At 71.5% G+C, this 24,229-nt stretch carries 24 protein-coding genes; 11 read left to right on the top strand and 13 right to left on the bottom strand.

The features are described from left to right. Positions 1–39: 39 nt before the first annotated feature. The 3 genes from HZS54_RS26010 to HZS54_RS00360 all read right to left on the bottom strand — a co-directional run bounded on the left by HZS54_RS26010 (position 40) and on the right by HZS54_RS00360 (position 2,112). Positions 40–957 carry a hypothetical protein gene (locus tag HZS54_RS26010; protein WP_218927109.1) on the bottom strand — a complete coding sequence of 306 codons (918 nt, stop codon included), beginning with the start codon at positions 955–957 and terminating at the stop codon, positions 40–42. 135 nt (positions 958–1,092) lie between these two features. Continuing rightward, a complete protein-coding gene (gene azf, locus HZS54_RS00365) occupies positions 1,093–1,872 on the bottom strand; it encodes an NAD-dependent glucose-6-phosphate dehydrogenase Azf (protein ID WP_179920002.1) in 780 nt (259 codons plus the stop codon). A 75-nt stretch (positions 1,873–1,947) separates the two neighbouring features. Then, positions 1,948–2,112 (bottom strand): hypothetical protein, encoded by a 165-nt coding sequence (locus tag HZS54_RS00360; RefSeq protein WP_179920001.1) that lies wholly within the window; start codon positions 2,110–2,112, stop codon positions 1,948–1,950. 188 nt (positions 2,113–2,300) lie between these two features. Here HZS54_RS00360 and HZS54_RS00355 point away from each other — a divergent pair, with 188 nt between their 5' ends. From HZS54_RS00355 to HZS54_RS00345, 3 genes are all read left to right on the top strand, one after another. Further along, a complete protein-coding gene (locus tag HZS54_RS00355; RefSeq protein ID WP_179920000.1) occupies positions 2,301–2,654 on the top strand; it encodes a dihydroneopterin aldolase family protein in 354 nt (117 codons plus the stop codon). A 93-nt stretch (positions 2,655–2,747) separates the two neighbouring features. Next, complete coding sequence (locus HZS54_RS00350) at positions 2,748–3,947, top strand: DUF7544 domain-containing protein (RefSeq protein ID WP_179919999.1); 1,200 nt, start codon at positions 2,748–2,750, stop codon at positions 3,945–3,947. Between the two features lie 146 nt (positions 3,948–4,093). After that, positions 4,094–4,558 carry a DUF5790 family protein gene (locus HZS54_RS00345; RefSeq protein ID WP_179919998.1) on the top strand — a complete coding sequence of 155 codons (465 nt, stop codon included), beginning with the start codon at positions 4,094–4,096 and terminating at the stop codon, positions 4,556–4,558. A 29-nt stretch (positions 4,559–4,587) separates the two neighbouring features. Here the strand turns inward: HZS54_RS00345 and HZS54_RS00340 are convergent, their stop codons facing one another. Continuing rightward, entirely contained in the window at positions 4,588–5,370 is a 783-nt protein-coding gene (locus HZS54_RS00340) for a creatininase family protein (protein ID WP_179919997.1), read from the bottom strand. A gap of 125 nt (positions 5,371–5,495) precedes the next feature. On the opposite strand from HZS54_RS00340, the gene HZS54_RS00335 reads away from it, so the two are divergent. After that, positions 5,496–6,665, top strand: coding sequence for an MBL fold metallo-hydrolase (locus HZS54_RS00335; protein ID WP_179919996.1), 1,170 nt, complete (start codon positions 5,496–5,498; stop codon positions 6,663–6,665). A 9-nt stretch (positions 6,666–6,674) separates the two neighbouring features. Here HZS54_RS00335 and HZS54_RS00330 read toward each other — a convergent pair whose 3' ends face one another. Then, the gene (locus HZS54_RS00330) at positions 6,675–6,965 is read right to left on the bottom strand and encodes a DUF6432 family protein (protein WP_179919995.1); all 291 of its coding nucleotides are present in this window, start codon (positions 6,963–6,965) and stop codon (positions 6,675–6,677) included. Positions 6,966–7,099: 134 nt separating this feature from the next. Here HZS54_RS00330 and HZS54_RS26120 point away from each other — a divergent pair, with 134 nt between their 5' ends. Then, positions 7,100–8,263, top strand: a complete 1,164-nt coding sequence (locus HZS54_RS26120) for a DUF7093 family protein (RefSeq protein ID WP_179919994.1) — start codon at positions 7,100–7,102, stop codon at positions 8,261–8,263. A 156-nt stretch (positions 8,264–8,419) separates the two neighbouring features. Further along, entirely contained in the window at positions 8,420–8,812 is a 393-nt protein-coding gene (locus tag HZS54_RS00320) for a DUF5611 family protein (protein ID WP_179919993.1), read from the top strand. A gap of 437 nt (positions 8,813–9,249) precedes the next feature. On the opposite strand, the gene HZS54_RS00315 is transcribed toward HZS54_RS00320, so the two are convergent. From HZS54_RS00315 to HZS54_RS00280, 8 genes are all read right to left on the bottom strand, one after another. After that, positions 9,250–9,609, bottom strand: coding sequence for a cell division protein SepF (locus HZS54_RS00315; protein WP_179909775.1), 360 nt, complete (start codon positions 9,607–9,609; stop codon positions 9,250–9,252). 100 nt (positions 9,610–9,709) lie between these two features. Next, positions 9,710–10,270 carry a DUF7285 family protein gene (locus tag HZS54_RS00310; protein ID WP_179919992.1) on the bottom strand — a complete coding sequence of 187 codons (561 nt, stop codon included), beginning with the start codon at positions 10,268–10,270 and terminating at the stop codon, positions 9,710–9,712. Beyond that, positions 10,248–10,772: a DUF7283 family protein gene (locus HZS54_RS00305; protein WP_179919991.1), complete on the bottom strand. Its 525-nt coding sequence runs from the start codon at positions 10,770–10,772 to the stop codon at positions 10,248–10,250. Before HZS54_RS00305 ends, HZS54_RS00310 begins: the two co-directional genes overlap by 23 nt. A 94-nt stretch (positions 10,773–10,866) precedes the next feature. Then, complete coding sequence (locus HZS54_RS00300; protein WP_179919990.1) at positions 10,867–12,603, bottom strand: type II secretion system F family protein; 1,737 nt, start codon at positions 12,601–12,603, stop codon at positions 10,867–10,869. A 1-nt stretch (position 12,604) separates the two neighbouring features. Further along, the gene (locus HZS54_RS00295) at positions 12,605–14,542 is read right to left on the bottom strand and encodes a type II/IV secretion system ATPase subunit (protein ID WP_179919989.1); all 1,938 of its coding nucleotides are present in this window, start codon (positions 14,540–14,542) and stop codon (positions 12,605–12,607) included. Between the two features lie 110 nt (positions 14,543–14,652). Beyond that, entirely contained in the window at positions 14,653–15,117 is a 465-nt protein-coding gene (locus HZS54_RS00290) for a DUF7311 family protein (RefSeq protein WP_179919988.1), read from the bottom strand. Further along, positions 15,114–15,827: a DUF7310 family coiled-coil domain-containing protein gene (locus HZS54_RS00285; RefSeq protein ID WP_179919987.1), complete on the bottom strand. Its 714-nt coding sequence runs from the start codon at positions 15,825–15,827 to the stop codon at positions 15,114–15,116. Before HZS54_RS00285 ends, HZS54_RS00290 begins: the two co-directional genes overlap by 4 nt. 80 nt (positions 15,828–15,907) lie before the next feature. Further along, positions 15,908–17,032, bottom strand: coding sequence for an ATP-binding protein (locus tag HZS54_RS00280; protein ID WP_425484367.1), 1,125 nt, complete (start codon positions 17,030–17,032; stop codon positions 15,908–15,910). Positions 17,033–17,107: 75 nt separating this feature from the next. Between HZS54_RS00280 and HZS54_RS00275 the strand changes: the two genes are divergently transcribed. From HZS54_RS00275 to HZS54_RS00255, 5 genes are all read left to right on the top strand, one after another. Continuing rightward, positions 17,108–17,638, top strand: coding sequence for a hypothetical protein (locus tag HZS54_RS00275; protein WP_179919986.1), 531 nt, complete (start codon positions 17,108–17,110; stop codon positions 17,636–17,638). Between the two features lie 212 nt (positions 17,639–17,850). Beyond that, positions 17,851–20,208, top strand: a complete 2,358-nt coding sequence (locus tag HZS54_RS00270) for a CARDB domain-containing protein (RefSeq protein ID WP_179919985.1) — start codon at positions 17,851–17,853, stop codon at positions 20,206–20,208. 62 nt (positions 20,209–20,270) lie between these two features. After that, positions 20,271–21,545 (top strand): M26 family metallopeptidase, encoded by a 1,275-nt coding sequence (locus HZS54_RS00265; RefSeq protein WP_179919984.1) that lies wholly within the window; start codon positions 20,271–20,273, stop codon positions 21,543–21,545. A gap of 49 nt (positions 21,546–21,594) precedes the next feature. Continuing rightward, complete coding sequence (locus tag HZS54_RS00260) at positions 21,595–22,869, top strand: DUF8167 domain-containing protein (protein ID WP_218927108.1); 1,275 nt, start codon at positions 21,595–21,597, stop codon at positions 22,867–22,869. After that, positions 22,866–24,140 (top strand): cation:proton antiporter regulatory subunit, encoded by a 1,275-nt coding sequence (locus HZS54_RS00255; protein ID WP_179919983.1) that lies wholly within the window; start codon positions 22,866–22,868, stop codon positions 24,138–24,140. The genes HZS54_RS00260 and HZS54_RS00255 overlap by 4 nt, the downstream gene beginning before the upstream one ends. Positions 24,141–24,229 lie beyond the last annotated feature (89 nt).

Genomic DNA, 24,229 nt, shown 5'->3' with positions numbered 1-24,229 from the left:
TCGCTCCGCTTCGAACTGGTGAGACGCGACGCCGGACCGTCAGGACCGCCGCGTGGCCGCGACTGCCGCGAGTGCGAGCGCGGCGACGGTCAGCCCGAGGCCGAAGCCGGCCCCGGACCCGCTGGCCGTCGTGTCGACCAGGTCGCTCTTCTCCTGTACGTCGGGGTCGTTCGGCGCGTAGTCCTCCGAATCGATCACGCCGTCGCCGTCGCTGTCCTGGATGTCGTCGCCGTCAGAGGTCGTCGAAGCGTCGGTCGGCTCGCTCGACGAGTCGCCCGGTTCCGACGCCGGCTCCGTCGCAGTCGCCGAGAGCGTCTGGACCGGGGTCGGCGTCGGGGTTGCCGTGGGCGTGGGAGTCGCCGTGGCCGTCGGGGCCGGAGTAGCGGTCGGCGTGGGCGTGGGCGTGGGCGTCGGGGTCGGGGTCGGCGTGGGCGTCGAACCGTCCGGCGCCGGATACCACTGGTGCTCGTTGTTCTGACTGATCGTGAAACTCCAGTTGTACTCGCCGTAGAACCGGCCCTTCTCGGACATCCGGAGACAGGCCGGCCCGTCCGACTCCGCGTAGAACTTGAACGACGCGTTCTCCGACGAGTCGGAGACGGTGAGGTAGTTCAGTCTGTCGTTGAACTCCTCGACGTTCCGCTGTTCGGTCACCGAGGTGTCCGGCGGGAGGTCGAACGTGAGCCGCCGTTCCTCGTCACCGATGTTCTCGTGGAAGATAGTCACGGCGAAGTAATCGCCGCTGTCCGCCCGAAACGGCAACGCGTCGGTGTCGTCGGGGGAGTTGATCGCATCGCCGACCCCCGTGGCGTTCGCGTCGTAGCGGTCTTCCAGTTCCTCGATGTTGTACGGCGTGTAGTCGCAGGTGTCCGGAATTTCGTCCTCGTCCGCCTGCACCGCGCCCGGCACACAGGCGACCAACAGTACCAACACGACGATAAGCCCGAGTCGCTTCATCCGCTTCCACCATTCAAATCAGGGCTGTAAAGCGTTCCGGAGGTGTCAGTTCTCTCTCGTACTCGCGGCGAAGCCGTGCGTTCGTTCGATTCGAGGGGGCGGAAGCGAACGGGCGTCGTCGAGGGCCGGGAGTCGCTACACTCCGCGCTCGTAGTCGGCGACGTGGTCGTCGCCGTCCCACTCGGCGGAGTTGTCCTGCGGGTCGTAGCCCAGCGCCTCTTTGGCGCGCTCCAGCGAGTAGTACTTGCGGTCGTTGTCGGAGATGCCGTAGACGATCTCGAACTCGTAGTCGGCTTCGAGGGCGCACCGATGGATGCGGGCGCAGTCGGGGTAGGAGAGCCACATGGCCTGGCCGCGCTCGTAGTCGATGGGCGGGTGCCCGCGGGTGAGGTTGCCGATGCGGACGTTGCAGACGGAGATGCCGTGTTCGTCGTGGTAGTAGCGACCGAGCACCTCGCCGGCGGCCTTGGAGACGCCGTAGTGGTTGCCGGGGCGGGGGAACTCGGTGCCGTCGAGGCGGTAGTCGTCGTCGCTTCGGTACATCTCGGGGGTGCGCTCGTCGGTCTCGTAGGCGCCGACGGCGTGGTTCGAGGAGGCGAAGACGAACTTCTCGACGCCGGCGTCGACGGCGGCCTCGTACATCTTCTCGGTGCCGTCGATGTTGTTCGTCAGCACCGAGGGCCACGGCGCGCTCGGTCGCGGGTCCCCCGCGAGGTGGATGACGGCCCCCACGCCGTCCATCGCCTCGGCGACGGTCTCCTCGTCGGTCACGTCGCCGATGAGATACTCGTGGTCGGGCTCGTCGTCCGGCGGACTGTGGAGGAGTAGCTTCCACTCGTACTCGTCGGCGAGCCCCTCCAGCACGGCCTGCCCGACGCGGCCCCCTGCACCTGTGAGTAAGACCGGCTCGTCCATTCAGGTGTACCCTTGCGACCGGTCAGTAAGTAAGATGCGATTCCGTCTTTTTCCGGCGAGGTGTCCCCGCGCTCGTCACCGTTCGACCGGGTCGTCGTCGTTCGGTGGGACGACGACCGTCCGGTCGACACCGAAGAAGACGAACAGCGCGAACAGCGCGTAGAGCGCGGGTTCGTTCGTCACGACGCCGAGCACGCCGAGGACGCCGAGAACGCCCAGTCGGTTTACCTGTAGCTCCATGTGATACCGTTCTCCTACCTGTCACAAAATCCGATCGGCGATTCCCTGTCACTGAGAATCGACGACTCTTCACCGCGCAGGCTCGCGGGACGCCGGTATCGCAGCCCGTCCGGCCTCGGGCTGGCGGGCGGTACGGACCGTCGCCCGCCAGTCGACACCCCTTACTCCCGGGCGACCGAGCGACCGGTATGGACGCCACGGACGCCCAGACCGCCTGTTTCGAGGCGGGGATCAAGTTCGGGACGCTGTACCATCAGTTCGCCGGCACGCCGGTCAGTCCGGCGAGCGCCGACAGCCTCGCCCGCGCGATGGAGGAGGCCATCGAGAACCAGCCGTACTGCGAGTCGGTCACCGTCGACGTGCTGGTCGAGGCGCTCGAAGCGGAGCTGGCCGACTCGGCGGCCGACTACACGGAGCTGACCGGCCGGTTCGTCGAGGTCGAGATGACGATCGACTACGAGGGCCACGAGGTCCGGACGCGGATGGATATGCAGGACGGCTACCCGCTGATGCGGGTCGTCGACGTGGACCCGGAGTCCTGACCGCCGGAGCCGGCCCGGTGAGCGGTTCCGGCGGCCCGCGGAGGGTCGAACCGACCCCGAGAGATATGTGACTGGGCGGACAACCGACTCGGTATGTCCCTCGCCGCCCTGAACGATATCGAGGACGCCATCAAGGCGACCAAGCGGTTCCTCACCCCGGTCGACCGCGTGCGGTGGTTCCGGCTCGCGGTGGTGATGTTCTTCGTCGGCGGCGCCGGTCTCACCTTCCCCGGCGCGCCGACCACGAGCTTCGGTGGCGACACCGACCCCACCGAACCGACGCCCGGCGGCCCCGCCGGACCGGACATCGCGCCCGAGCTGACGCCCGAGTTGGTGGCGCTGATACTGGGGATCGCCGCCGTCGGGCTCGCCGCCTTCCTGCTGTACTCGGTTGTCGGCGCGACGATGGAGTTCGCCTTCGTCGCCGCGCTGCGCGACGAGGAGGTCCGGCTGCGGCGGTCGGTCGGGCGGTACTGGCGGCGCGGCCTCCGACTGTTCGCCTTCCGGCTGGCGGTCTGGGTCGTAGCGATCACGATCGCCGCGGCGATACTGCTGGGGGTCGGGGCGTCGATGGGCGGGTGGCCGCCGACCGTCTGGAACGACGGGACGATCCTGGCCGTCGTATTCCTCGCGATCCCGGTGCTGGGCGTCGGTGCCCTGTTCCTCGGGACGCTGCTGGGCTTCACGAACGTCTTCGTCGTGCCGGTGATGCTCGCGGAGGACCGGGGCGTCCTCTCGGCCTGGCGGCGCTTCTGGGGGACGCTGACCGACGAGCCGCTGGAGTTCGTCGCCTACCTCTTCCTCTCCTTTCTCCTCGGGATCGGCGTCTCCATGGCCGTGGGGTTCCTGCTCGTGCTGTTGCTGATCGCCCTCGCCGTCCCGTTCCTGATCGTCGGAGCCCCCATCGGATTCGCCCTCGCGATGGCGGGCGGGAACACCGCGGTCGGGGCGCTGATACTCGTTCTCGCGTTGCTCTACGCCCTGCTCGTGTTCGTCGGCGCGCTGTTGATCCAGGTCCCGTTCCAGACGTTCCTGCGCTACTACGCCCTGTTCGTCCTCGGCGACGTGAACCCCGACTTCGACGTGGTCCCCGACGCCCGCGCGGCCGTCCGCACCGACGGCGGCGACGAGGGTGACGACCGCGACGGAACCTCGGGCGTCGCGGCGGAGAGCGACGACGGTCCCGACCGACCGGGCGACGGCGACGACTCGGGCCCGAACGACCGCGAGAGCGGCGGAGGCGACTGGAATGTCGACCGCGAGGACCGCGACGGGGACGACGATCGGTGGTGACGCCCCCCGCTTCGCCGGGATCGATACCGCCGGACCGTAACTGATCGGTCGGGTCGGCGTGCTGGCGTCGTTCGTCCGCTGTACCCGCGCTTTTCACTTTCGGTTCCAGGCGTGTTTTTAAACCGGACGGGGCCGAAGGGGGAGACATGAGTCAAGCGACCTTCGACGACGACCTGTTCGAGGACGCGGCCAGCGAGATGCGCGCGGACGTCGAGGCGAGCCTCGACGAGGCCCGCGGGGCGCTCCCCGAGGCCGACGCGGTCTGGGACGTCGACGCCGACAACACGCTGGGCGTGCTCAACGCGCTCCGGTCGGCGCTCGACGTCGAGGACGCCGAGGACCACCTCGTCGACGCCAAGAAGTGGTACACGATGGGCGAGCGCGCCGACGCCTTCGAGGACGCCGACGACCTCGCCGAGGAGATCGAGGCCGTCGAGGACCTGCTCGACGACGTGACCGAGGCCCACGAGGAGGTCAGCGATCTGGCCAGCACCGTCCCGCAGCTCCGCAGCGCGCTGGAGGAGTTCGAGGCCGACGACGAAACCGAGGAGACCGACGAGGAAGAAGCCGACGCCGAGGCCGACGCGGACGCCGAGGAAGCCGAGGCCTGAGCGGCGAGTCCGACGGAGGGGTCTCCCCTTCAGCGCCGATCCGGTCGCGACACGTCCCGCGTCGCGAGTTCGTCCAGTAGCGTCGCCAGTTTCTCCGCCGCGCGCTCGCGCAGCCACTCGCCGAGCGCCTCGCTCCCGTCCCGGGGGTCGCCCACCGTGCCGTTCTCCGAGAACTCCGCCGAGTCGTAGGCGAGATTGGTTCCGCTCACCCACTCCCCCCAGCTGTCGGCGGCGCCCGCGGCGGCGTCGTCGAGGCGGTCCTCGCGGATCAGGTCGGGATTCGCCGCGCGCACGAGAGCGGTCTCGACGGGGCCGCCGTGGCCCATCCGGATCGCGTCGAGGTCCACCGGTGGCGCGTCGGGGTCGCCCGTCCAGTCGCGGTCGAGGTCGACGGCGTCGAACCAGGTGAAGGCGACGGCGTAGGCGTCGTCGTGGCGGGTGATCCGGCCGCAGACTTCTCGGAGGGGGGCGACGTTGCCGCCGTGACCGTTGACGACGACGACCCGGTCCCAGCCGTGGTGAGCGAGGCTCCCGACGGTCTCGCGGACGTAGTCGCGGAAGGTGTCCTCGCTCACCCAGAGCGTCCCCGCGAACTGGCGGTGTTCCTCGGCGACGCCGACGGGAATCGTCGGGGCGACGACGACCTCGCCGTCGTAGGCCTCGACGCCGGCGTCGGCGACGGCCTCGGCGGTCAGCGCGTCCGTCCCCAGCGGGGCGTGGGGGCCGTGCTGTTCGGTGCTGCCGACCGGGAGCACGGCCAGGTCCGTCTCGACGGCGTCGGCCTCGGGCCACGTCGATGCCGAGAGGTGCATACCGGTCGCTCGCGGCGCCGACGGTTAAGCGATACGACCGCGCGGGTCCTCGCGGCCGGTCAGCTGCGCCCGCGCCGACGGCGGCCGGCCGCGGGCTTATCTCGCCGGCGCCCCTACCCGACGGCATGACCGACGACACGGGCGAGGTCGACGCGTCGGCCCTCCAGGCCCGGATCGACGCCGGTGAGTCCGTCCGCGTGCTCGACGTCCGCGACCGCGACGAGGTCGAGCGGTGGCGTCTCTCCGGCCCGGGCGTCGCCCTCACGCAGAAGCCGTACAACCGGTTCCTCCAGGCTAGGGTGACCGGGGATCTGGACGGGTTCGTCGCCGACGTGGACGGCGAGGGGCCGATCACCGTCGTCTGCGCTCGCGGCGAGGCCAGCGGCGAGGTCGCGCGGGCGCTGGCCGACGCCGGTTTCGACGCCCGGAACCTCGCCGGCGGGATGGAAGCGTGGGCGAGATTACTGCTCGCCACCGAGGTCGAGGGGGCGCTCCCCGACGCGCCCGAGGCGACGCTCGTCCAGTACCGCCGGCCCTCCAGCGGCTGTCTGGGATACGCGCTCGTCGCGGACGGCGAGGCGGCGGTCGTCGACCCGCTGCGGGCGTTCACCGACCGATACGTCGCCGATGCAGCGGACCGGGGCGCGGAGATAACGACCGTCGTCGACACGCACGTCCACGCCGACCACGTCAGCGGGTTGCGGGCGCTGACCGAGGCAACCGGGGCGACCCCGGTGCTGCCCGCGGCGGCCGCCGAGCGCGGCGTGACCTACGACGTGGAGACGGTCGAGGATGGCGAGACCGTCGCGGTCGGCGACCTGTCGCTGACGGCCGTCCACGCGCCGGGGCACACCACCGGGATGACGGCCTTCGCCGTCGGCGACGCGCTGCTGACCGGCGACAGCCTGTTCACCGACGGCGTCGCTCGCCCGGATCTGGAGGAGGGCGCCGACGAGGCGCCCGCGTTCGCCCGCGAGCTCTATCGGACGCTCACCGAGCGCTTCGCCCGGTTCCCAGACGGGACGCTCGTCGCGCCGGGACACCACGGCGGTGACGCCGCCCCCGGCGACGACGGGGCCGTCGCCGCGCGGCTGGGCGACTGCCGCGAGTTGCCGGTGTTCGACCTGAGCGAGGCCGAGTTCGTCGAGCGGATCACCGAGCGGACGCCGCCGCGGCCGGCCAATCACGCCGAGATAATCGCCGTCAACCTCGGACGGGAGTCGGCGGACGACGACGCCGCGTTCGAACTCGAACTCGGGCCGAACAACTGCGCGGCCGCGCCGGCCGACGACTGAGACGGCCGCTCAGAACGGGAGCTTCTCGCGGATCTGGCCGATGACGGAGTCGTCGTCGGGGTCGACCGGGCCGACGACGCCGTCCTCGGGGTAGATGACCGTCCGGTGGTCCTCCTGGTGGGCCTCGATGAGCCCGTCTTCCTTCAGGTCGGCGAGCGCGGTCTCCAGGGTATCGATGTCGACGTCGACCCGCGACCGGAGCTCGAAGACGGTCATCCCCTCCTCGCGCCGGTCGGCCAGCGCGTCCAGGATCGCGACCTCGGCGTCGTCGCGGTCGCGGTACTCCGGTTTCGCCTGCATACCACTCCCTTCGGCTGGCCGGGTCTTACGTGTATCCCCCGCGACGCCCCCGCTCGGCGGGTGTCGGACCGCACGACTGCTCGGCGTTCGGACAAACAGCACGCTTATGGTTCGGAGGGGTCGAACACGTGGTAATGAGTATCAAGTGTTCGCTCCTGGGACACAGTTTCGGCGAGACGACCGTCGAGCGGGAGCGCGAAGAGGAGGGGACGGAAGTCGTCATCACCATCACGGAGATGGAGACCTGTTCCCGCTGCGGCGAGAGCCGCGTGGTCTCGGAGAACAAGGAAGTGACGACCCTCGAGACGCCCGAGGGCGGCGCCGACGAGTTCGAGGCCACGCCCGGCGAGGCGGCCGACGACACCGCCGACGTGACCGACGCAGGGGGATCGGTCGACGCGGAGGAGACGGCCGACGCGGGGGAGTCGGCCGCGAGCGGCGACGAGGTCGGCGCCGGCGACGCCACGGACGCGGTCATCCTCGACGACGACGCCACCGACGAGTCGTCGGCCCAGGCCGAGGCCCGCGGGACCGAGACGACCATCCCCGACGCCGAGGACGGCGCGGCCACCGAGGCCGATGTCGACGCCGACGAGGACGACGCGGTCATCATCGGCGACGACGAGGGCGACGACCGCGACCCCGGCGAGTGGCCCGACGAGGAGGAACCCGAGGCCGAGCAGCCCGCCGGTGACGAGGGGGACGCCGGCGAGGACGGCGACGCGACCGCCGACGAACCGCCGTCGGACGCCGAGGGGGACGACGACCGCGACCCCGGCGAGTGGCCGGACGAGCCGTCCGACCCGGCCGAGCGCGCCGGCGAGACCGCCGAGGTCGAGATCCTCGGCGGCGACGAAGGCGGCGCCGACACCGAAACCGACGCCGACGGGTCGCCCCCGGACGACGCGGCGACCGGTCCCGACCCCGTCGACGCGCCCGCGACGGGGTCGCGGGACACCGCGAGCGACGGGAGCGACGAAGCGGGCGGCGAGACGGCGGGCGACGACGGCGCCGTCGGTGCCTGGCCCGAGGAGGAGGGCCCCTCGACCGGCGGCGAGTCGATGGGCGACTGGCCCGAGGAGACCAAGCGCGACCAGCCGACGGACCCCGGTGCCGCCGGGCCGTCGCTCGACGGCGAGGAGACGCCGTCGATCACCATCCCCGAGGGGACGTTCAAGTGCTCGGAGTGCGACTTCTCGACGGAGGCCGACGCCACCTCGCTGCGCGCCGGCGACTTCTGTCCGGAGTGTCGACGCGGGACGCTCCTCGAACACGCCGACACCGTCGCCGAGGAGTGACCGGGCCGCCGGTCGCGACGCTTCAGCGACGACCGCAGCGTTTGTCCCGACGACCAGACCCCGAGCGGCGGCGCGGTCCGGCGTCGGGCGAGGCCGGCGGGGCGCCGGCTCGGCGCGCTCGAAAAAGGTAAGAACGGTGCTCGCAAAGGGTCGCCCATGCGGGAGTACAAGATGCGCCGGGGAGAACACCTCGAAGAGCGTATCGAAGACATGGAGGCGACGATCGAGGACTACTTCGGAACCATCTCGACCACCGAGGAATTCAAGGGGAGTGACCTGCACGTGGTCGAGGACCCCGACAATCCGGTGTTCGAGCGCATCACGGCCGGGACGGTCGAGTACAGCGGCAAGAAAGACAAGCTCGCGGTCGACTTCGAGGAGCGTCCCGCCGAGGAGGTCATCGCGGCGGGCGAGGCCGACGCGGCGGCCGACGCCGTCGACGCGAAAAACGACTTCCTGCTCGAAGCCACCGGCCGCGACGCCAAGAGCCGGCGCGACTCGATGAAACGCTCCGTCGAGGACAGCCCCGACGAAGCCGACGAAGTCTGATACGGGCCGTTATCGCGGCGGCACGACGCGTGGCTCGAACCGTCGACCGCCGATAGTTCGACCGCCTCGCCGAAAACGGGGACACCGGTCCGGACGAATCCGTTCTCGCCGTTGCGAGCGCGCGCGGCAAACCTAAATACGTCTGTGACGTACTGTCACACATCGCCCGCCCGGAGGCGAATACCAAGTATCCCGGCCTGAGCCGCCGGAACTGTGGTCATGGGTAGGGCCACCCCACAGTTCCTGTCCGAACCACCTCGCGGGAGGCGGTCACAATCGGAGTCCGGCGGTTCCGGTAAATGCTTTCCGGCACCTGACAGCGCCGAGAGAGAAATCCCCGTCGGCCGGTGGACCGTCCCCAGTGACCCGTCGGTCGCGAACGGGGTGGCCGACACGGCGCGGTTCCCCGGGCGGTCGACGACTCCCCGAGCGGCGAGTTACTGACCCAGCGGGTCGCGGTTGATGGCGACGCCGTGTGGCGTGATGATGAGCTGGTCGTCGCCCTTCTGGGCGATGTCGCCGCCGACCTCGTTTGCGACCTGCTTGAGCTCGTCGGTGATGTGCTCCATCGTCCGGTCCTGCGTCGTGTGGCGCGTGATGTCGGCGATCACCACGTCGCCGTCGTAGACGGCGTCCTTGATGTCGATGACGTCCTGTTTGTCGCCGATCTTCGCGATCCGGACCTGACGGGAGGCCGCCGTCGCCCCCGCGTCGACGCCGTCGCTCTCGATCTCGACGTAGTCCTCTTTCTGCCGGCTACCCCCGGACTCGCCGAGGATCTTGCTCATAAGTCCCATACACTCTCTCCCGGCCGCTGTCGGTTTGTATTTTACGTCAGACATCCCTCGCCGGCCGGACACTCGTCGGACGCAGCCGCCCGAGCGAACGCCGCGCCAGTCACTGCTCCCAGGCCGCGACGTGCAGCCGGCCGGCGACCACGTCGCCGGCGCCGCGCTGGATCGGGATCGGGCGGCTCGCCGTGCTCGCGCTGTCGGGAACGCCCAGCCCGGAGTCCCTGACTTCGCTGCGAACGTCCTCGTGGTCGTGGTCGCCCTGGGGCCCGTAGACGATGTGCCGAACGTTCTCCTCGCGAGGGACCGACGGATCGGGGTTGTCGTAGACGAACAGCGCCTGTCTCTCCGAGTCCCCGACCTCGGTCCGCGTGACGTTGATGTAGACGTAGTACCCCTCCGGGAGCCCGGACGGACCGGGGCCGGGCGACGACGTGGGGCTGTACAGCGTCTCCAGCTCCTTGTTCGCCGGATAGACGCCCGAGTCCTGAAGCTTGTTCCACACGTCGTCGATGGCCGACTCGGCCACGTCGCGGTCCTGACTGCCCGGCAGCACGTCGGTGGCGTACCCGGCGTAGAGGCTGAGCGCGATCGCCATCGCGGCGACGGCGATCAGCGCCCCCAGCGGCTCGGTCTGACCCGAGTCACGCCGTGACCAGCGTCGCACGGTAGTCACCCCATTTGACGTGTCTGACCACCAGCCGCCCGTCCGCGATGCGCCACTTCGGGACCGACGGGTCGTCGATGCTGTTCTCGGCGAACTCGGACGCCTTCCGCACGTCCGCTCTGAACTCGGCCGGGTCGTCGTACTCGCCGCTGGCCGACGTGCCGCGGAGGACCGCTCGTAGATCCCCGTCCGGCCCGTCGGGCGGCGACCGATCCGCCCACACCGGGACGACCCGCGCGTACGAGAGGGACGCCCGCGTCGTCCCGCCGTCGTTTTTCATGACGATGGTCTTGTTGGCGACGTACCACCGGTCGGCGTCGTGCTCGTACTCGGCGGTGGCGTTGTAGCCGCTGGCGGTCACGCGGTCGATGGCGTCGGCCGCCTCGGCCGTGTCGGGCGGCGGCTCCGAGGGGAACGACGCGACCACCCCGACGAAGGCCAGGCTCACCAGCGCGACGCCGAACCACACGTACCACGCGTCTGCCGGCGACTCCAGCTCCATGCCGGGCTTGGTTCCGTCATCGTACTTAAACGTCGTCGCGAGTCCGGGACGAGCGAGGGCCGCGGTGCGAAACCACCGAACTCGCCGACCGCGGTCACATCTGGATCACGGTGACGGTTCCCATGACCGCCAGCACGTAGATCGGCGTCGCCGAGACGAGCGAGCGGCCGACGTGATACCCCACGAGCGAGCGGTCGAGTCCGTTGCGCAGCCCGATCGAGAGCGTCGTGAGGATCACCGACATCAGGAGGACGTAGACGCCGACGACGAGGCTGAGCTGGTCGGCCGACAGCGCCTGCCCGATCTGGTCGCTGGCGGCCCGCGTGCCCTCGCTGTCGGAGATCCGCTTCGCGAGCGCGACCGTCGCGCCGGCGACCAGCGGCCCGAAGTACGCCGCCGTCGAGTCGAGCGTCCCGGTGACCGACGACAGCTCCCGCTTGGCCTCGGCCTCGACCTCCTGGAGCTCCTCGAGGTGGTCGGCCATGGCGACGACGGCGCTGCCCGCCGGTCGCCCCTCGCGGGCGGCGATCGACAGCAGCGACGCCATGCCGTGGGCCCGCGGGCTCGGCACGTCCGCCAGCGAGCCGTACTCGCCGAAGAAGGCATCGTCGACGGTGACGTGGAGTCGCTGCTGGAGCCCGGCGGCCCGCTCGAAGACCTCGCCCGTCTCCCCGGGGACGCGCTCGCCGGCGTGTGCGATGGCGGACTCGACGGCCTGGCCCTCCGAGACCTGCCGCCCGACGAGATACAGCGCGTCGGTGAGGTGCTCCTCGATGTCCCGGACGTGGTCGCGAACGGCCTTGATCGGGCCGAATATCGCGAGGAGCGCGGTCCCCAGCCCGAGCCCGACCCCGGCGATCGGGGCGAGGAAGCCGAACCCGAGCAGCGCCGTCACGCCCGCGGCCGCGAGCCCGACCGCGAGGCCGCCGCCGATCCCGACCAGCCGCTGATCGTCCACGTCGGGGTGAGCGGTCGTTACCTGGGGCGGCGGGAAGGCGACGGGCCGCCGCTGGAGCAGCCAGACGCTCGCGGCGACCAGTCCCGCCGGTAGCGCCACGTCGTAGACCAGGACGAAGAACTCGATGGGGGGGGAGAACCCGCCGTCGGCCCCGCCGGCGAGGCCGATCGCCGGCACCAGCGCCACCAGCGCGAGCGGGAGCATCACGCCGAAGGCGTACAGCCCCGTCGTCGGACCGCGGATCTCGCTGGTGAACTGGGCCATCTCCTCGCGGGTGCCGTCGAGGACCGCCCGCAGCGACCGTTCGAGCGTCCGCTGGCGCTCGTCGGGCGGCGCGTTCTCCGCGGTCGCGAGCAGGTGCGCCGCCCGCTGTAGCGCCGGGAACTCCTCGGCCCAGTCCTCCGCGAACGAGAGCAGTCCGGTCTGGGGCGAGCCGATCGAGCGGTCGATGTGGCTCTCCAGGCTCGCGGCGAGCGGGCCGTGGCCCGTCCGGGCGGCGAACTCGACGGCCGTCTCGGTCGCCGGCTGGATCTGCATCCGCAGGACCGCGCGGCCGATCAGGTTCGGCGTGTCGCCCAGCGCCTCCGTCCGGCGGAACCCCGCCAGCACGGTCGGCGCCGTGTGGACGCCGTGGATCACCGCCACGCCGACCGGGAGCGAGAGGACGAGATAGGGGAGCTTCCCGACGGCGAGGAGGACGAGGGCGACCAGCAGCGCCGCGACGACGCCGGCGCCAAAGCCCGCGCGGACGACCGTCTCCGGCGTGACCGGCGACTCGACGAACGCGACCGCCTCGACGAGCTCGTCGCTCGCGTCGACCTCGTAGGGGTAGATCCGCGCGAGCCCGCGGACGGCCCCGACCTTCCAGCCCATCTCACTCGACGCCGCGGCCGGCGTAGGCCGCGGCCACCTCCGTCGGCGAGGTCCGTCCGTCCCCGGCGATACGCTCCAGCCGTTCCCCTCGCTCGATGACCGCCTCCCGCACGTCGGCGTAGGACTCGGCGGGCCCGGTCAGCCGGTCGAGAAAGCGGCTCTCCCCGCGGTCGATCCGGTCGGTCGACCGGGCGATGTCGCCCTCGATCTCGTACAGCGGCGCGAAGCGGATCTCGTCGTCGCCGACGATCACCTCCTCGATGGTCGAGAGGCGGCGTTTGCGGCCCGTCGGCGTGCGGTAGGCCTGGACCGTCACGACCAGGTCGGTCGCGCCGAACGACGACGGCGGGACGCCCAGGTCCGAGACGACCCGCTCGAACACCTCGTCGGCGCCGTCGCCGTGGATGGTCCCCAGCACCGCGTTGGCGCTGGCACCGACGCGCATCGCCTCGTAGAGCACGCGGGCCTCCTCGCCGCGGATCTCCCCGACCACGAGCGCCCCGTCGCCGAGCCGCAGCGCCGTCCGCAGCGCGTCGGCGGCGGAGATCTCCGGCCCGCCGCCGGTGCCCGTCCGGAGCGGCTGCACGTCCCGGTCACACCGCTGGAGCTGGTCGACGGGCAGCTCCGGGGTGTCTTCGATGACGACCGTCCGGGTGTCGGGCGTGACCTCGTACAGCAGCGTGCCCAGCAGCGTGGTCTTGCCGGCCCCGCGGGTCCCGGCGATGAGCGCCGCGGCGTTGCGCTCGATGGCGACCGAGAGAAAGCCCGCCGCTTCGGCGGGCATCGTCCCGTTGCGGACGAGTTCCGGGAGCGTGAACGTGTCCTCGGCCTGCTCGCGGAAGGCGAAGGCCACGCCTTCGGCGACCGGGTCGGTGACGCCGGCCACCCGCAGCCCCGTCCCGTTCTCCAGGTCGGCGGTCGCGTCGACGGTCGGCGCCGCCCGCGAGAACGCCCGCCCGCTCGTCCGCCGAATGCGCGAGGCCAGCGCGCCTCCGCCGTCGGCGGTGAGGTGGACGTTCGTCGACATCGCCTGCCCGTCGACCTCGACGCGGATCGGGTTGGCCTCGACCGGCGAGGTGGCGTACACGTCCGTCACCCGCGGGTCCGCGAACAGGTCCTCCAGCACGCCGTAGCCCTGGGTGTGTTTGCCGAGGATCGCCGTCAGGATCGGGTCGACCTCGCCGTCGCTGACGTACTCGATCGCCCGCGAGGCGCGGCGGTCGCCCTCGACCAGTCCCTTCGCGATGGCCTCGTACCCCTCCAGCAGGAGCTCGCGCTGGGCGACCGACAGCGACACGTCCACCACGTCCAGCGAGTACAGCGGGACGGAGTCGTCGCGGCCGTAGACCCGCGCGGTCGACCCCGTCGGGAGCTCGGTCACGTCCCGCAGGCGCGCGCCGTCGTCGACGGCCCGGTCGACGAAGTAGTGACCGACCGTGAGCCCGACCGTCGGCGAGAGCGCGTCGTCGTACGTCTCCACCCCGGCGGCCGCCCCGACCAGCCCGGACTGGGTCGCGATGTCGGCGACCGGTCCGACGCGCTCGTCGACCTCGTCGACGACCGAGAGCGGGTCCGTCGCGGCCGCGCGGGCGAGGCGCTCGTCGCGGTCGCCCAGCAGGTCGACGAACCGCCCGGCGGTGCCGAGCAGGTCCAGCGCCCGGTCGCCGTAGCGGTACTCCAGCCCGCTGGCCCGGACGACCAGCCCGTCGACCGTGTGGTCGGCGAGCTCCCGGACGACGCTCGCCCGGCAGTGGGGCGACCGCCGCAGGTCGCCGCCGTTGTCACACCCCGACGCGTCGACCAGCAACACCCCCTCGTCGATGGTCAGATCGCACGTACACGGGGCGTCGTCGTCCTCGTCGTCGTCCTCGACGAGCCCGTCCAGGCCCACCGCGTCGAGGACCGACGCCAGCGACAGCTCCGACCGTCCCGTTGCCATGCCGGGAGTGGCCGCGTGTTCGGTCTTAAACTTCTACACGCCGGCCGACCGCGGGTGGCGCGCGCGAGCGCACGGTCCGCCGGCGACGCCGTCCGCGGGGCGGCGACCGCTCACCCGCCGCCGCGGTGGACCCGGACGATGGGGTCGTCCGCGGGGCCTCGACCCAGACGAAGGACGTAGCTCCGGTCGCCGGTGACCCGCCCGAGTTTCAGCGTCCCGTCGTCGGCGTTGACGACCGGCGCGTCGATCTGTCTGGTCCGCTCCGGCCGCCCGCCGACGCGGTAGGTGAGGACGCTGTGGTTCGTCGACCCCTGTCGCTCGATCCGGAACTTCAGCACGGCCGTCGCCGTCAGCGACGGCGTCGGGAAGGTGACGTCGAGGACGCGCTGGGGGCCGCGCACGCCCCTCGGCGGCAGGTCCTCGCTCTCGGTCAGTTCGACGGCCGTCCGTTCGAACTGCTCGGCGACGCTCCCGACTCGCCGGTCGCTGTTGACGCCGGCGGCGTGGTCGATCGCCGGCATCGCGATACCGACCAGGACGACGGTCAGGATCACCGCCAGGACGACGCGGATCACGGGAGCTTCGAGCGGATCCTCGTCAGGAGGTCGTCCTCGTCGTCGTCGCTCCGGTCGAACTCGTCGGCGAGCGTCCCATCGTCGGCGTCGTCGCTCGACCCCAGGTCGAGGTCGGCACCGCCGCCGCCGTCGTCGCCCGCGCGCCCGTTCGCGGCCGCTCCGCTCGCACCGGCGCCCGCGTTACCCCTCGCGGCGTCGGCACCCGCGCCGCCACCTGCACCCGCGCTCGCGCCGCGAGCGTTCCGGCCGCCGCGACCGCCGCCCGCTCCACCGCCGGCCCGGTCGCGACCGCTCACCACCCGGTCGACGGACCGTTCGGGGTCGTCGGGGGCCGCGCGGCCGCGCCCGCCCTCGCCCGCGGTCGCGCCGCGGGACCGACCGCCCTCGCCGCCCCGGGCCGCTCCCTCGGTGACCGCTTCGAGGTCGCCGACGCGGCGTTCGAGCCGGTCGACGGCCGCGATGGCGGCGTCGGCCTGTTGCTCCACGTCCTCGTTGACCGAGCGGACCCGCCCGACGAACCCCTCGACGGACTCCGAGCGCGCCTCCACGTCGGCGAGCCGCTGCTCGATCTCGTCGATACGGGATTCGAGCCGCTCGAAATCGTCCGCGAGGGTCGCCAGATCGGCGAGTTCGTCCAGCTCGTAGTCGCCGTCGACGACCGCCCGCTCGACCGCCGTCAGCCGCTCGTCCAGGCGCTCGATGTCGGTCATACTCCCCTTGCCCGCCTCATCGTATTTAAACCACAACGCCGCTCTCGACGGCTTCGGTGGCTCTCGTCGGCGGGTCCGAGTTAGTCGTCGTCGGGCCGGTCGGCGTCGGCGGGCCGGTCCTCGTCGATCTCCACGTCGCTGGCGTTGGGGCTGTCCCCGCCGTGTGGCGTCTCGCGGCGGCGGACGTTCGCCGAGTGGACCGTCTCGGTCGCGTCGTCGATCACGATCACCTCGCCGGGGCTCGTGGGGAGCCGCTCGGCCAGCGAGGTCTGCATGTACGTCGGCTGGGCGGCCTCCAGCGCGTCGAGGTCTGCCTCGGACGTGAGCCGGTGGGAGACCACGATGTCGGACTGGGAGACCGCAACCTCCGAGACGGCGCTGGGTCGCTGGGTCGCGAGCACGAGGCTGACGCCGGGGGCGCGCCCGCGCGTGAGGATCGTCTCCAGCGCGGCCTCGCCGACGCCCTGGAAGAAGGTGTGGGCCTCGTCGATCATGAGCCACGGGAGCCGCGGGATCGCCTCGTTCACCCGGGCGCGGTACAGCGCCTCGCCGATACCGCGGACGACCGCGTTCATCGGCGCCGAGTCCAGTCCCGACACGTCGACGACCGTCACCGCGCCGCTGCCCAGCTCCCGGGCGTCCATCCCCTCGGGGTCGAAGATCCCCCACGAGTCGGCCAGGTCGAGGTGGTTGACCGCCGCGCGCCTGTCGACGCCGGGGGCGTCGCTCCCCTCGATCGCCGCGCGCATGTCCGAAAGCGTCGACTCGTCCTGGGCGGCCTGCCAGACCAGCCCGCCAGCCCCGCTCTCGGGGGAGAGGTCCAGCAGCGCGCACCACGAACGGGGGTCAAGCGTCGTCGCCGTGATCTGCGGGTCGTCGATCACCTCGGCGGGGACGGGCTCGCCCTCGGCGGGCTCGCCCAGCGTCGGGAACACGCCCATCGGGTCGGCGATCACCGGCGCGACGCCGTCGGCCCGCGCGAGCGCCTCGGCGAGGACGCCCAGCGTGTAGGACTTCCCGTAGCCGCGCTTGCCGACGATCAGCGTCGCGTGCGGGCCGTCGAGGTCGACGTGCAGCGGCGCGCCGCTGGAGCCGTCCCGCGCCCGGTAGGTGCCCAGGTGCCCCGCCGGGGCGTCGTCGTCGGCCTGCACCACCTTCCCACGCCCGATGACGAACTCCGCCTCGGCCGTCGATGGACCAGTCACGCCAGTGGATTGTCACGCCGGCGCACTTGTATCTTCGCTACAAGGTTTAAATACCAGGACGGGACCAAGACCGACATGCGGCGCACAACGACGCTGTCGCAGGACGAACGGGCCATCGAAGGATTACCCATCAGGCTCGTCATCGCCCTCGTGGTGGGTGTGGCGAGTCTCGCCATCATGATGCAGATGATCGGCGGACTGGGGTTCGAGACCAAGAAGGAAGTGGACGTCGAGATCACGTCGGATTCGATCGCGACCACCGGCGGTAGTGCGGTCACGCTGGATGTGGTGACCGAGGAAGGCGACCCGGTTCGGAACGCGCAAGTGCTGATCGAATCGGGCACCCTGACGGTCGACAACGGCCCGGTGCAGATGTACCCGGACGGCGGTTCGAGCCCGGGACCGAGCGCCGACGACGGGAAGATGGAGACGAGCGCCGCGATCTGTGCCGCTTCGTCCACCGGTTGCAGTGCGTCCTCGGGGAAGCCGGTCGTCAACTTCCGTTCGGACCAGGACAAAGGCACGATCACGTTCGACATCGTCCTCCAGGGGGACGGGAACTACAAGGACGAGGAGCCGAACCGGGAACTGGTCGTGACCAGGTGACGACGCTGTCGGCTTTCCGCTGACGTATCGACGTTCGGTCGCCCGAGCGGAAAGCCGGCCGAACGGGAGACGTTCGAGGTCGACGGATCGGCTCGGAATCGGATGGTCTCTCCGCTCCTGTACAGCGAATCAACTGCTCATCAAAGCGCATCTAAACAGAACGAATGCACCGCGATCAGTCGACAGATCCACTCGAACGAACGGAGAGAGCGTTGGCGACCCTGCTCGCCTGTCTCGTCGTCGCCTCCATGTGCGTCGGGGTTCTCGGGCCGGTGAGCGCGACCGACACGTCGCGCGCCGACGCCTCGGTCCTCCAAGAGATGGCCGGTAGCGGCACGCAGGAAGACCCCTACCGGATCACGAACGCGACGGAACTGCAGGCGATACACGAGGACATGGACGCGCACTACGTGCTCGCCGACGACATCGACGCGAGCGCGACCGCCGACTGGAACAGCGGGGACGGATTCGACCCGATCGGAAGCAACGACGAGGACGACGGGTTCACGGGAACGCTGAACGGTCGGAACCACACGGTAACGGGACTGACGATCAGTCGCGAGACGACGACCGCCGTCGGGTTGTTCGCGCTGGTCTACGGCGGGACGGTCGAACACCTCTCCCTCGAAGGGGTCTCTATCGAGGGGCAGAACGGTGTCGGTGGCGTGACCGGGGCCGCACTGGATTCGGCCACGCTCGAAGATGTCAGCGTCGGTGGTAGCGTCAGCGCGCGGAAGAGCACGGTCGGTGGCGTCGCCGGCAACGTCGCGGATTCCGCGATCGTCGGTGCGCACTCGTCGGCGGCCGTCAGCTCGACGCGTTCGGCCGGCGGACTCGTGGGGACGCTTTCCGGCGGGACCCTCCGGTCGTCTTCCGCGACGGGAGACGTGACGGTCACCGACATCACCGCCGGCGGAGCGGTCGGGACCGCCGCTGGTGGGAGCACGGTCACCCGTATCTACGCCCATGGCGCTGTCACCGGAACTGCGGGTATCGGCGGCCTCGTCGGGTACAACGACGAAAGTGAGGTATCGAACGCGTACGCGACCGGGGCGGTGACCGCCGAGAAGGAGTTCGGCGGCCTGCTGGGCGTCAACGAGGGGAGCACCGCGAACCTCTACTGGGACGAGGAGACGACCGGCGTCGACAGCGGCGTCGGCGTGGCGGACGCCGCGGGGACGGGAGTGACCACGGACGAGATGCGGGGAGCGGCTGCCACGTCGGGCCTCTCCGGACTCGAGTTCGGTCTCGTCTGGGCGACCACCGACGACTATCCCGTCCTCCGTACGGAGGTCGAGTCGGTCGCCCTGCGAGCCCCCGATCAAGTGATCACCGACCGAACCGCGACCGCGACCGTCCGCGTCTCGCTCGCCGGCGGTCGAACCGTCACCGCGACCGAGACGGCCGACTACAGCGTCAACCAGTCGTTCCTCTCGGTCGATCGGGGCGTCTTCGACACGTCCGGAACCGGGATGGCCGACGTGACCGCCACGGTCGCCGGCCGCTCCGGTAGCGACGCCGTCTCCGTCGTCACGCCGCCGGACATCTCCGTCGAGAGTCGCTCGCTGCGCTACGACCGCGTGGGCTCCGAGACGGCCGCACCGGTCGACGTGACGCTGACCAACGACGGCGGCGCCGACGGCACCTTCGACGTGGTGCTGTCGATCGACGGGAGCGTCGAGGAGACGCGCACCGTCACCGTGCCCGGTCACTCGACGACGACGGTCCGGCTGAACTACTCCGCGCCCGCGACGGGCACCTACCCCGTCGCGGTCAACGGCACGAGTCTCGGGAACCTCACCGTCGTCGAAGAACCCGAGACGAGCGTCGCCTCGGCGGCGATCTCGGAGAGCCCGCTGGCGGTCGGCAACAGCACGACCATCGAAGCGACCGTCGAGAACGCCGGCGACGCCGCGGCGGGCCACACGGTCGAGTTGACCGCCGGCGGCCGGACGGTCGCGACCAAAGAGGTCGTCGTTCCGGCCGACGGCGCCACGGTGCGGTTCAACTACACCGGCGAGTCGGTCGGCGAGTACGACCTCGCCGTCGGCGGTGCGAGCGCCGGAACGCTCACCGTCGCCGAGATGGGGAGCGTCTCCATCGAGAGCGGTTCCGTCCCCGACTCGGTCGAGGCCGGCGCGTCCTACGAGGTGACGGTGACGCTGGCCAACTCCGGCGGCCTGCCGCTCTCGTCGGACGTGGCCTACAGCGTCGGCGGCAGCTCGGTCGGCACGCAGACCGTCGAGGTCCCCGCCGACGGCACGACGGTCACCTTCGAGGCGACTGCGCCCGACGACAGCGAGTCGATCGGCCACAGCGTGACCGCCGGCGACGCCGAGTGGACGGGCAGCACGGCCGTCGACATCGAGACTGCGACCGCGACCGCCGAGTCGAGCGACGACGGCGGTGACGGCGACTCGGCAGGTGACGGTGACAGTGGTGCGAACGACGGCGGCTCGAACGACGGCGACGGCATGGCGACCAGCGGCGACGGTTCCGGCTTCGGCGTCGGCGCCGCACTGGTCGCGCTGCTCGCCGGACTCGCGGCGACGCGGTATCGACGACAGTAGCGGCACCGCGACGATTCGATGACACAGACACAGATGACACGAACTGGGTTCGGTGGCAACAGATGAATCGGACACGCGCGGTGCGGACCCTCACGCTCGTCGCGCTGGTGGCTCTATCGGTGGTCGGTCCGGTGAGCGGGCTCGCGGTCGCGAACGAACAGCAAGAGACCACGTCCTCGCCGCTCTCGGAGATGGCGGGTAGCGGGACGCCCCAGGACCCGTACGTGATCACGAGCGTCGAGGAGTTGCAGGCGATGAGCGACGACCTGGGCGCTCACTACGCGCTGGGTGCCGACATCGACGCGAGCGTGACCGAGACGTGGAACGCCGGCAACGGGTTCGATCCCGTCGGCGGCGAAGACGGAGCGTTCCACGGGTCGCTCGACGGGAACGGCCACGCGATATCGGGGCTGACGATCATCCGACCGCAGGCGACCAACGTCGGGCTGTTCGGCATCACCGCGGGCACGGTGCAGAACGTCTCGCTGCGGGACGTGACGGTCAACGGGAACGAGCACATCGGTGCGCTGGCCGGCATCAGCACGGGTTCGATCACCGGATCCTCGGCGACCGGAAACCTGCGGGGGACGGGCGCGAACGTCGGCGGACTCGTCGGTGCGAACGACGGCCAGATCGTCGCCGCGTACGCCGAGGCGACGGTCGCCGGCTCGGAGATCGTCGGCGGCCTCGTCGGGACCAACGGCGGCCCGATCCGCGGCTCGTACGCCGGTGGCGAAGTGCGCGCGACGGAGGTCGCCGGCGGGCTCGTCGGTGCCAACAGCAACGCGGTGACCGCCTCCTACGCGACGGCGACGGTGTCGGTCGACCGGATGGCCGGCGGCCTCGTCGGGACCAACTCCGGGACGATCCGGACCTCCTACGCGGCGAGCGAGATCGACGGCAACGTGACCGTCGGCGGCATCGCCGGGACGAACGGCAACAGCATCGTCAGCCAGACCTACTGGGACGAGGGCGTCGCCGGCGTGAACGACTCGACCGGCGACGGCGCCGACATCGGGACGGCGCTGTCGACGGGCGAACTCACGGGCGAGGACGCCCTGTCGAACCTCGGCGGCTTCGACGCGGCGAACGTCTGGATGCCCAGCGAGGAGTACCCGGTCCACCAGTGGCAGCGACCGGACGTGGACCCGCTCGACCGGTGGCAGGTGCCGACGCCGACGACCGCGCCGCCCACGCCGACGCCGACCCCCGTGCCGACCCCCTCGCCGACTCCCACGTCGTCCGGTGGAGCCTTCGCCGTCGGCCCGGGCTTCGGCCCGGTCGCAGTCCTGCTCGCCGTCGCGGCGCTGGCGGTGCTGGCGGTGCGACGGCCCTGAGATCGCACGCGAACGAACACGACGGACACACGAAACATGACAGATACGGATGGCTTCGCTACCAGTTGAAGTGCTGCTGGGGATCTCCTTCGGTCTGCTCGTCGGGCTGGTCCCGGCGTTCGCGGTGGGGCTGGGGGGGTTCCTGGTCGAGTACTACGGTGGGTACACCGTGCCGGGGGCGGCGGCCGTGCTGGTCGCCCTGCCGCTGGCCGGTGCGAACGGTTACGCCGTCGGCCTCGTCGGGACGACGGTCGAACAGGTGCCGCGGCTGCTGATCGCCGCGCTCGTCGCGCTGCTGCTCGCGCTGTACGCCAACAGCCAGGGGAGTGCCCTCGCCGCCGAACTGCCGCGGGACCTCTCGCAGGCGACGCGCGCTCGGCGGACGCTCTCGGCCGCGGCGATCGAGGACGTCGACGGGTCGGGGCAGGTGACGGTCCGCGCCAGCGGCGAGATCCGCGACATCGAGGGGTATCCGTCGCTGTCGCCGGCGCTGCGGACGACCCTGGAGACGGGCGCCTGGCGGCTGCCGGCGGACCTGCCGCTCGCGGAGCTGGAGGCGCGCCTGGAGGACCGGCTCCGGAGCGACCACGACCTGGCCGACGCGGCGGTGTCGATCGACGCGCGCGGCCGGGCGTCGGTCGCCGCCGCGCCGCCCGCCCGGGACCTGGCCGAGCGGGTCCCCGACGGCTGGCGCGCGGTGTCGTTCTCGGCGCTGTTGCCCACGGGGCTGTCGCCGGGCGACGAGGTCGTCGTCGACGCGGGCGACGCCGCCGTCGACGGTCACGTCCTCAGCGTGCGCACCGAGACCGACCGCGAGGGCGCCGACGCCGACACCGACGCGTCGGACGCGACGGCGACGGTCGAGGGGGCGGGCGAGGCGACGACGCGCAAGCGGGCGCGCTCGGAGACGGCCGGCGGCCGCGGCCGCGTGACCGTCGCGGTACGCACGAGCGACGCGCGGACGGTCCTCGGCGAGGACGAGGCCGCCGTCCGCGTCACCTCCCAGGGGACGAGCCACGTCTTCGAGGCGTTCTCGCAGCTCGAACGCGCGGGCCAGGCCGTCCGGCGGGTCCGGCTGGACGACTCGGACCGGGAGGCGCTGGCCGACGAACCCGACCTGACGGTCGTCGGCGTCCGGCGGGCCGGCGAGGACGGCCGCGGCTGGCGGTTCGACCCCGACGAGGTGGCCGTCGAGGACGCCGACGAGGCGTTCGTCGTCGGCGCCGACGGGAGCGAGCGCATCCGGGCGCTCTCCGGGAACGGGACCGAGGCGCCCGCCGGGGCCGACGGCGAGTGGACGACGGGGACGGAGGTGGAGCCGTGAGCGTCGCCGTCCCGCTGCAGTTGGCCTCCGAGTGGACGACGACGGCGCTGTTGCGGATCCTCGGGTTCGCGCTGTACGCGAGCGTGGTCGCGATGGGCGTCTCCTTCCTCTATCGCGGCTACAGCACGCGGCCGCTCCCGGTCGGCGTCGGCGTCGTCGTCGGCCTCTCCTTCGTCACGATGTCGCTGAACATCGACGCCGTCGCGCGGGCGTCGATCATCGGCGACACGGCGAAGCTCCACTACGCCACCGCGTCGTACCTGCTCGGCGTGTTCGCCGTCGGCGCCGTCGGCGCCGACGCGGGTCGGCGCATCGGCGACCACCTCGCCGCGAACGTGTTCGACGTGACCCGCGTCGACGCCGGCGGGCAGGTGGCGCGGCTCGTCCAGTCGGCCGGGCTGGTCGTCGAACTCGAACTCCCGGAGACCGTCGACGACATCGACGGCTACCCCGCGGTCGACGGGGAGACCAAGCGCGCGCTGGCCGGCCGCCGGATGCGGTTCCCGCGGCGGCTCTCCGAGTCGAAGCTAGAGTCGCGGCTGGCGGCGCGACTGGAACGCGACTTCGACGTGGGTCACGTCCACGCCGCGATCGAGTCGGATCTCTCGGTCTCGTCGCTGGCGGTCGGGCGCCGACCGTCGGGGATCGGGCCGTCGCTGCCGCCGGGGACCGTCGCCGTCGCCGTGGAGGGTGATCCCGCGCCGGACGCCAGCACGGGCGACCCGGTGGAGGTCTGGACCGGCGGCGACGAGGGCGGCGACCTCGTCGCGACGGGCAAGTTCCGGGCCAGCGTCGGCGACGTGGCGACGGTCGCGGTCGGCGCCGACGACGCCGACGCGTTCGACCCCGGGGACTCCTACCGGCTGGTCACGCGACCGGACACCGCCGAGGACGTGAACGAACTCGTCGCGACCGTCTGGGAGGCCGACGAGACCGTCACCGCGGTCACCGTCGACGAGGGCGACCCCCTCCAGGGGGAGTTCGTCGACTGGCTCCCCGTCTCCGTGCTCACCGTCGTCCGCGACGGCGAGCCGATCCCCTTCCCGGCCGACAACGAGACGCTGGCCGTCGGCGACACCGTCTACGTCCTCGGGACGCCCGCCGGCCTGCACCGGCTCGCCGAGTACGAACCCGAGCGCGAACCGGGCGACCGGCCCGCCCCGGACGCGGACGGCGGCGAGCGAACCGCGGACGACGACGGCGGCGACGACGCGGCCGCGGAGGCGGGCGGCGACGACGGCGGCCTCGCGTCGATGTTCTCCGACGACTGAACCGGCCGCTCGGTCCCACCGGGCCGCCCCCGTCGGGTCGCCCCGAACGGGTCGACCCCGACCGGTCCGTTCGTTCGATGGAAACCGGC

Source organism: Halosimplex pelagicum (assembly GCF_013415905.1).
GTDB lineage: Archaea > Halobacteriota > Halobacteria > Halobacteriales > Haloarculaceae > Halosimplex > Halosimplex pelagicum.
The sequence above is the reverse complement of the archived record's forward strand: the minus strand, read 5'-3'. Positions and strand labels throughout refer to the sequence as shown.

Bases quoted from the DNA above. Each gene is read 5' to 3' on its own strand.
- HZS54_RS00355 (WP_179920000.1), top strand. From the start codon at position 2,301: ATGGACGCCACGGACGCCCAGACCGCCTGTTTCGAGGCGGGGATCAAG.
- HZS54_RS00275 (WP_179919986.1), top strand. From the start codon at position 17,108: ATGCGGCGCACAACGACGCTGTCGCAGGACGAACGGGCCATCGAAGGA.
- HZS54_RS00340 (WP_179919997.1), bottom strand. From the start codon at position 5,370: ATGCACCTCTCGGCATCGACGTGGCCCGAGGCCGACGCCGTCGAGACG.
- HZS54_RS26010 (WP_218927109.1), bottom strand. From the start codon at position 957: ATGAAGCGACTCGGGCTTATCGTCGTGTTGGTACTGTTGGTCGCCTGT.
- HZS54_RS00285 (WP_179919987.1), bottom strand. From the start codon at position 15,827: ATGACCGACATCGAGCGCCTGGACGAGCGGCTGACGGCGGTCGAGCGG.
- HZS54_RS00300 (WP_179919990.1), bottom strand. From the start codon at position 12,603: ATGGGCTGGAAGGTCGGGGCCGTCCGCGGGCTCGCGCGGATCTACCCC.
- azf (WP_179920002.1), bottom strand. From the start codon at position 1,872: ATGGACGAGCCGGTCTTACTCACAGGTGCAGGGGGCCGCGTCGGGCAG.
- HZS54_RS00315 (WP_179909775.1), bottom strand. From the start codon at position 9,609: ATGGGACTTATGAGCAAGATCCTCGGCGAGTCCGGGGGTAGCCGGCAG.
- HZS54_RS00335 (WP_179919996.1), top strand. From the start codon at position 5,496: ATGACCGACGACACGGGCGAGGTCGACGCGTCGGCCCTCCAGGCCCGG.
- HZS54_RS00320 (WP_179919993.1), top strand. From the start codon at position 8,420: ATGCGGGAGTACAAGATGCGCCGGGGAGAACACCTCGAAGAGCGTATC.
- HZS54_RS00350 (WP_179919999.1), top strand. From the start codon at position 2,748: ATGTCCCTCGCCGCCCTGAACGATATCGAGGACGCCATCAAGGCGACC.
- HZS54_RS00345 (WP_179919998.1), top strand. From the start codon at position 4,094: ATGAGTCAAGCGACCTTCGACGACGACCTGTTCGAGGACGCGGCCAGC.
- HZS54_RS00305 (WP_179919991.1), bottom strand. From the start codon at position 10,772: ATGGAGCTGGAGTCGCCGGCAGACGCGTGGTACGTGTGGTTCGGCGTC.
- HZS54_RS00330 (WP_179919995.1), bottom strand. From the start codon at position 6,965: ATGCAGGCGAAACCGGAGTACCGCGACCGCGACGACGCCGAGGTCGCG.
- HZS54_RS00260 (WP_218927108.1), top strand. From the start codon at position 21,595: ATGGCTTCGCTACCAGTTGAAGTGCTGCTGGGGATCTCCTTCGGTCTG.
- HZS54_RS00295 (WP_179919989.1), bottom strand. From the start codon at position 14,542: ATGGCAACGGGACGGTCGGAGCTGTCGCTGGCGTCGGTCCTCGACGCG.
- HZS54_RS00360 (WP_179920001.1), bottom strand. From the start codon at position 2,112: ATGGAGCTACAGGTAAACCGACTGGGCGTTCTCGGCGTCCTCGGCGTG.
- HZS54_RS26120 (WP_179919994.1), top strand. From the start codon at position 7,100: ATGAGTATCAAGTGTTCGCTCCTGGGACACAGTTTCGGCGAGACGACC.
- HZS54_RS00265 (WP_179919984.1), top strand. From the start codon at position 20,271: ATGAATCGGACACGCGCGGTGCGGACCCTCACGCTCGTCGCGCTGGTG.